Annotated in this window: 7 protein-coding genes, 2 tRNA genes and 1 rRNA gene; 6 read left to right on the top strand and 4 right to left on the bottom strand. The window is 41.3% G+C overall.

The features are described 5' to 3' along the window. Window positions 1-8: 8 nt before the first annotated feature. The 3 genes from rrf to BU200_RS09805 all read left to right on the top strand — a co-directional run bounded on the left by rrf (window position 9) and on the right by BU200_RS09805 (window position 301). Window positions 9-124, top strand: a 5S ribosomal RNA gene (gene rrf / locus BU200_RS09815). A 5-nt stretch (window positions 125-129) separates the two neighbouring features. Beyond that, window positions 130-203, top strand: a tRNA-Asn gene (locus BU200_RS09810). 26 nt (window positions 204-229) lie between these two features. Next, a tRNA-Glu gene (locus BU200_RS09805) sits at window positions 230-301 on the top strand. Between the two features lie 623 nt (window positions 302-924). Here BU200_RS09805 and BU200_RS09800 read toward each other — a convergent pair. From BU200_RS09800 to recX, 3 genes are all read right to left on the bottom strand, one after another. Next, window positions 925-1239 (bottom strand): DUF960 domain-containing protein, encoded by a 315-nt coding sequence (locus tag BU200_RS09800; protein WP_075099967.1) that lies wholly within the window; start codon window positions 1237-1239, stop codon window positions 925-927. 60 nt (window positions 1240-1299) lie between these two features. After that, a complete protein-coding gene (ntdP, locus tag BU200_RS09795; protein ID WP_075099966.1) occupies window positions 1300-1833 on the bottom strand; it encodes a nucleoside tri-diphosphate phosphatase in 534 nt (177 codons plus the stop codon). A gap of 109 nt (window positions 1834-1942) precedes the next feature. After that, on the bottom strand, window positions 1943-2719 hold the full coding sequence (gene recX / locus BU200_RS09790) for a recombination regulator RecX (RefSeq protein ID WP_075099965.1): 777 nt from the start codon (window positions 2717-2719) through the stop codon (window positions 1943-1945). Between the two features lie 37 nt (window positions 2720-2756). Between recX and rlmD the strand changes: the two genes are divergently transcribed. The 3 genes from rlmD (at window position 2757) to BU200_RS09775 (ending at window position 6423) form a co-directional block, all read left to right on the top strand. Beyond that, entirely contained in the window at window positions 2757-4112 is a 1356-nt protein-coding gene (rlmD, locus tag BU200_RS09785) for a 23S rRNA (uracil(1939)-C(5))-methyltransferase RlmD (protein ID WP_075099964.1), read from the top strand. A gap of 547 nt (window positions 4113-4659) precedes the next feature. Further along, on the top strand, window positions 4660-5442 hold the full coding sequence (locus BU200_RS09780; RefSeq protein ID WP_075099963.1) for a TraX family protein: 783 nt from the start codon (window positions 4660-4662) through the stop codon (window positions 5440-5442). Between the two features lie 249 nt (window positions 5443-5691). After that, complete coding sequence (locus BU200_RS09775) at window positions 5692-6423, top strand: GntR family transcriptional regulator (RefSeq protein WP_075099962.1); 732 nt, start codon at window positions 5692-5694, stop codon at window positions 6421-6423. A 155-nt stretch (window positions 6424-6578) separates the two neighbouring features. On the opposite strand, the gene BU200_RS09770 is transcribed toward BU200_RS09775, so the two are convergent. After that, window positions 6579-6820 (bottom strand): IS3 family transposase (locus BU200_RS09770; protein ID WP_142237006.1); only part of this gene is annotated, 242 nt, incomplete at its 5' end.

The following is a 6820-nucleotide window of genomic DNA, read 5'->3' as shown; positions in this document are numbered from 1 at the left end:
CAGAATAGTTAAGTGACGATAGCCTAGGAGATACACCTGTACCCATGCCGAACACAGCAGTTAAGCCCTAGAACGCCGGAAGTAGTTGGGGGTTGCCCCCTGTGAGATAGGGTAGTTGCTTAGCTAGAATCCGCCATAGCTCAGTTGGTAGTAGCGCATGACTGTTAATCATGATGTCGTAGGTTCGAGTCCTACTGGCGGAGTAAAGAGAAATCTTTAATCTATGTATGGTCCGTTGGTCAAGGGGTTAAGACACCGCCTTTTCACGGCGGTAACACGGGTTCGAATCCCGTACGGACTATAATGGAGAGAGCATTGGCTCTCTTTTTTTGATTTCTTAAAGTTATATTCCATCCAAGACATATTTTTAGCTAGGTTGAAGATCTTCATGTGTTTATCAAAATAAAAGGATAGTGATGGATAGTTTTGACTTTTAAAGTGTATTGATTGGCTATTCTTCTTATTTATTACTCTGTATCTGAATAAAATCCAGTTGAGAAGCGTTGGGTAAAGTTAAAAATTACTACCAGCAATCAACTCAATAGCGGAATGTGGGATATAGAGAATATTGTTTTAAACATTCTGCATTTACCATTCTTATTGAATATTCTAGAAAAATCAAAATCTGGAACTGGCTAAAGCTGAAACAGTTATGTCCCAAAGGGGGGCACACTTGACACGAGTTTCACCCGTTTTATTTCCCATCTACAACAGTCTATTCCTAGACTGTTGTAGCAAATAGAACTCTGTTCTTTCTTGTTTTTAGGGAACAGGCTAAGAACCTTTTACTCAGCAAGGCGAGTTAACGACGTCAGATTTGGATTTTTGACGAGTATAAATTCGAAAAAAGAAGACAAACTCTTTTTCAAGGGTCTGTCTTCGGCTCAAGATCTAATAGCAACTACCAAGTCTTTGATTTTCGATTTAAAAATGCAATTCATCAGGTAGGACAATGGTTTCCTGCCCTTTTTTGTCAATGACTAATAATTTTCGTGGGTAGAGGGGGTCAAAGGGAATTGGTAAGTCAACAGAGAGCGCATTGGTATACAGTTCCTGTGAAAAGGTGACAGTGATCTTTCCCTGATTGTTACTAAGTTGAAATCGGATAATCGATTTCAAGGGGATGACGTGTTTGAGGTAGTTATCGATGATGTACCAGATGCTGTCTATGACGTTGCCAGGTAGGGAGGTAACGGTACTGAAGCTGGCATATCGTCCAGTTGTATTTGTAAATGCCATAATAGTTCCTTTTTATTCGTAAGAAAAAAGCCTGAAAATCAGGTTTTTCTGGATGCAACTTTACCGATTTCGTAGTTCTAAATATCGTTTGTACCAAATGTTGACATAGGCTTGAGAGAAGGGACCGCGTTTATTGTTGATCCAGTCCACGAGGATTTTGACATTTTCCTTGAGAATGAAGTCAATATCAGCTGGATAGTTCATCTGTCTGCGGTGCCGTTCATACTCATCAACGTCTAACAAGCGTTTTTCTCCATCAACGAAAACTTTGACATCAAGGTCATAGTCAATGTATTTGAGAGCTTCATTATCAAGAACAAAGGGGCTTGCGAGGTTACAGTAATAGGAGACACCATTTTCACGAATCATGGCAATGATATTAAACCAATATTTCTTGTGAAAATAGACAATAGCAGGTTCTCTAGTGACCCAACGTCTACCATCATTTTCGGTGACCAAGGTATGATTGTTAACACCGATGATAGCATTTTCTGTTGTTTTTAGTACCATGGTATCGCGCCAGGTGCGGTGCAATAAGCCATCATGTTTATAACTCTGAATTGTAATAAAGTCGCCTTCTTTTGGTAATTTCACGTGGTTACCAACTTTCTACAATTTAAGTTTAATCCTATTCATTATACCATAACTTTTAAAGAATAGGAAAAATTTTTGCTGCCACTATTGCTTTGTTCGGAAATGAAGATTAGAGATAGTCCCGTAGTGTGCTTTTTATTTGTTGGTAATCGTAGCCTTTGCGCATGAGCGCCTGAATCAAGCGTTGCTGCAATGCGTAGCCGTCGTATTTTCGACTATACTTGCGGTACTGCTTGTCCAACTCTTTTTCAAGCAGTTGCTCCTCTATGACTTCATTTGCTTCTAGTTCAAGACCTTGGACGGCGGTCTGGGCTTGGGAGTAGGAAAAACCTTTGTGTAGTAAGGTTTGAAGCAATTTATCTTCTAAGGCTCTATGGGGGAGCTTATGGGAATATACTTTGGCAAGTTTTTTGGAAATGCGCTCTGCAATGGGGGTAAAATCAATCTTTTGGAGTTCTTCTTCAATGAGAGAAGTAGGAATGCCCTTTTGAGAGAGTTTCTGTTTGAGACTTTGAGCCCCCTTGTCTCCGGATAGTTGATTTTGGTAGAGAAAGGTTTCGACATATTTTCGGTCATTGATCCAATTATCTACTTCAAGTTGCTTAAGGATTTGAGGAATAATGGACGGATTGATGTCGTGTTTTTCAAGATAGTCTTGAACTTCTTTCCGGGTTCGTTGCTTGAAAGAGAGATGGTAGAGGGCAAGGTTCTTGCCGTAGGATAGTTGGGCAAAGGTTTGTATATCCGCCAATTCTTCTGGCGTAATGTCCTTGTCTTTACTGAGCATGAAGCGGACGATGGTATCTTCGGTAATATAGAGTTGCTCATGACTATCCAGCTCTAGCAGATAGAGTCGCTTTTTCTTTTCAAGTTTTGTAATTTTCATTCTTTCATTATACACGAAATTTCGGTAAAATAGTATTATGAGTATACAAGTAAAACAACGGATTGCCTTAAAGATTAAACGAATGGGGATCAATGGTGAGGGGATTGGCTTTTTTCAAAAGACCTTGGTCTTTGTACCTGGAGCCTTAAAGGGGGAAGAGGTCTACTGCCAGGTGACAGCTGTTAAGCGAAATTTTATCGAGGCACGCTTGCTCAAGGTGAATCGAGCGTCCAAGTTTCGGGTCGAACCAGCCTGTCCTTTATACCAAGCTTGTGGTGGTTGTCAAATCATGCACTTGCGATATGATCGGCAGTTGGATTTCAAGACAGACTTGTTGCGGCAAGCCTTGAAAAAATTTCAACCATCAGGTTTTGAAAACTATGAGATTCGTCCAACCCTTGGTATGAAAGAGCCTAGCTATTATCGAGCGAAATTGCAGTTCCAGACTCGTCTGATGAAAGGAAGCGTTCAGGCAGGGCTGTATGCCGAGCACTCTCATCGCTTGATTGCCATTCAGGACTGCTTGGTGCAGGATAAAATGACCCAAAAGGTCATCAATCAGGTAGCTGCCTTGTTAACCAAGCATCGGATTCCGATTTACGATGAGCGACGTAACGGAGGGATTCGGACAGTGATGGTGCGCCGGGCTCGGGAGACTGGGCAGATTCAGTTGATTTTTGTGACTTCTAGACAGGTCAATCTGACCCGTCTGATAGAAGAATTGGTCGGACAATTTCCAGAGATTGTGACGATCGCCGTTAATTGGCATAGCAAAAAGTCTAGTGAGATTTATGGAGAAAAGACGGAAATTATTTGGGGGCAAGAGGCGATTGAGGAGGCTGTGCTAGGTTATGAGTTTGCCTTGTCACCGCGTGCTTTTTACCAGTTGAATCCAGAGCAGACACAGGTCTTGTATGGTGAAGCTGTCAAGGCACTGGATATTCAAGGGCATGAGCAGTTGATAGATGCCTATTGTGGGGTTGGAACGATTGGTTTTGCTGTTGCTAAGCAAGTAAAATCGCTGCGAGGAATGGATAGTATTCCAGAGGCAATCGAGGATGCAAAGCGCAATGCAGCAGCACTGGGATTAGATAATACGCACTATGAAGTGGGTTTGGCAGAAGAGATTATCCCACGTTGGTATCAGGACGGTTACAGGGCGGATGCCTTGATTGTCGATCCGCCACGGACAGGGCTTGATGAGCAATTGCTTGCGACCATTATTCGGTATCAACCAGAAAAAATGGTCTATGTGTCCTGCAATGTCTCCACCTTGGCTCGAGATCTGGTGCGGCTGGCTAAGGTCTATCATATCGACTATATCCAGTCGGTAGACATGTTTCCCCATACTGCAAGGACTGAGGCGGTGGTGAAGCTACGCCGTAAGGAGTGAGGCGGGAAAGAGCTAAAATGAAAAAGAGTTGGATTTTCTAGGTTTGGACTGAAACGGTCTATTCCAAGATTATTTCACTCCCAGCTGCATGGCTGCAAACAGCTTGTTGAAGGTGCGAGCCTAGGTAGGACCCCAGAAGTAGAAAAAGAGATTGACAGCAACTACAATCTCAATGTTTAACATAAGCGAGAACATGGTAGCGTGTCCTCGCTTTTTTTGCAGAGTTCTAAGCGTAGGGATTCGGAGTACGGGTTACCGTTGGTTAATCTTTAGTTTTATTGACAACAAGAATCAAGCATAAGAAAAGCGCACCTTTGTAAGATGCGGCTATTTGAAGCATTTTATACTCTCACATTATTGTTAATCGTTAAGAATTGGAAGCTCCGCTGCGGTTGTGTTATAATGGAAAAATGATTTTTATAGTCATTTAGTTTATATTTTTATTACTTCGTTAACTCGTCTTGCTGTACCCCAGTACTACCTGCGACTCGTTGCCTAGTACTAAAAATAAACTAAACGGCTATAAAGCGTAGTAGAGGAGGCTATAATGAAAAAGCTACAATTGACGGGCTTTCAACTAAAGTTTATTGCTCTTGTGGGGATGGTGATTGATCATGTGAACACTCATTTTGGGCATCAACTCGGTTTTCCAATCTGGGTATCTTGGATTGGACGATTCGTCGCTCCGGTATTCTTGTATTTGCTGGCAGAAGGTTTTATCCACACTTCTAATCGAAAGAGCTACTTTAGACGCTTATATATGGGCGCCTTTGTCATGTTCTTACTGAATCTTGTCAAGAATATCGTCACAGGGCACTACTATCACCCCTTGACCCAGGAATTTGACGCCTTTTTGTTGGTGGATGGCAATAATATTTTTCTAACCCTAACCTGCTTTTTCCTTATCTTTTCACTTGTTGAACGTATCAAAACCAATGAGAAAGATAGGTGGAAGAATATTCTACTTCTCCTCCCAATGATACTGGTGACCTGTCTAACGGAAGGTGGCTTGTACCTTTTACCTCTCGGGCTTGTACTAGCCTGGTTTCCTCATTCTAAAAAAGCAGCTGCTTGGACACTTGCGATCACCTCTCTTTTATTGGCTGTAAAAGCAATTGTTAGTTACTACTCTCTTGGTGATACTTATGCTAGTCTCTATCACTATTTGGGATTCAATAATCAGTTTATGCAGTGGGTAGCGATTCCGCTTATTTTGACGTATAATGGTCAACGAGGTGGCAGTGGCAAAGCTTGGGAAAAAGACCTATTTTATATTGTGTATCCTCTACATCTTATGCTTATTTATATTGTTGAATTATTTATCAATTGACATCTGATTGCTAGCAGAAGCTTAGATAATGATGCGGAATACAATATTTCAAACATGCCCGTAAGTCCTTAGGCGAAAGAATATCTGTTAGGGAGTGAGGTTCAATCGTGTTCTTGAAGTATCGATTGTCCTTGCTCCTCTATTTGATTTTGGTACCAGTCGAGAGGGGTGGCAGTTTTTTTCAACTTGCATTTGGCGAGAAAATAGCCTATACTTAAAGTGGTTATAACCGATGAAGGAGTGAATACCATGGCCGATATATCTAGCACAAAGCCTCTTTATCTTCAATTAGTAGAGATACTTGAGACAGAGATTCGAGAAAAGATGGCGGCAAATGAAAAATTACTTTCAGAAAGAGAATTGACACAGGTGTACAGTGTTAGCCGCATTACTGTCCGCTTGGCCTTGCAAGAACTAGAAAAAAGAGGCTTGGTTTATAAGGTTCATGGAAAGGGGACCTTTGTGTCAGAGGTGGGGCACCAAGCAGTTGATTTATCGATGACCTATAGTTTTACGGAACAGATGCGTAGGGTTGGTCGTGTTCCAAAGACCCAGATTTTATCTTTCGAGCGGATTCAGGCAACAGACTATTTGGCACAACACCTCCAAGTTGCGATTGGAGATCCCATTTTTGAATTGGAGCGTCTACGGCTAGCAGACGGGATTCCAATGATGTTAGAGCGAACCTATGTACCCGCCTTGCTCTTTGATTCCTTATCTGAAAAGGAGTTGCAGACAAGACCCTTATATGAAATTTTTGCAGAAGATTACGGTCAGGTCATTCGTTTGGCAGATGAGGAATTTTATGCCAGTATTGCGCTTGAAAATGAAGCCAACCTCCTCGATATTCACAATGGAGATGCGGTCTTGCACCTGATCCGTAAGACCTACAATGACAAAAATCGGATTATTGAATATACCTTTAGTATTGCACGTGCTGACCAATTCCGCTATAAGATTAGCCACACACGTGGAGAATAATATGTTATAGTCGTTCAGTTTTACTTTTATGACTTCATTAGCTCATCTTTAGACAATTTTCTTCAACCTTTTTTATTTTAAATCAAACGCAAAAAACTCTTAGAATGTTCACTGAACTGCTCCCTGTCAAGTAGACAGTCAAATAATAAAAGATATTAAGCAACCTGATTCCTGAATTCCCAAGGGGTCAGGTTGTTTAATTTAGCTTGATAACGTTGTGTATTGTAAAACTGGATATAGCTTTCCACATCTGCGACTAGCTCCTCGTAAGTCTTGTATTTCTTGAGATGATAAGACTCTGTCTTGAAATGCCCAAAGAAACTTTCAATTGGTGCATTGTCGATACATTTCCCAACTCGTGACATGGATAGAGTGATGCCAGCCTGTGTTGTAAAAT

Source organism: Streptococcus acidominimus, from assembly GCF_001921825.1.
In the GTDB taxonomy this organism is placed as follows: domain Bacteria; phylum Bacillota; class Bacilli; order Lactobacillales; family Streptococcaceae; genus Streptococcus; species Streptococcus acidominimus.
The sequence above is the reverse complement of the archived record's forward strand: the minus strand, read 5'-3'. Positions and strand labels throughout refer to the sequence as shown.

What these genes read in the sequence shown, in the direction of transcription:
- BU200_RS09800 (WP_075099967.1), bottom strand. Translation starts at nt 1,239, where the DNA reads ATGGCATTTACAAATACAACTGGACGATATGCCAGCTTCAGTACCGTT.
- recX (WP_075099965.1), bottom strand. Translation starts at nt 2,719, where the DNA reads ATGAAAATTACAAAACTTGAAAAGAAAAAGCGACTCTATCTGCTAGAG.
- rlmD (WP_075099964.1), top strand. Translation starts at nt 2,757, where the DNA reads ATGAGTATACAAGTAAAACAACGGATTGCCTTAAAGATTAAACGAATG.
- BU200_RS09780 (WP_075099963.1), top strand. Translation starts at nt 4,660, where the DNA reads ATGAAAAAGCTACAATTGACGGGCTTTCAACTAAAGTTTATTGCTCTT.
- BU200_RS09775 (WP_075099962.1), top strand. Translation starts at nt 5,692, where the DNA reads ATGGCCGATATATCTAGCACAAAGCCTCTTTATCTTCAATTAGTAGAG.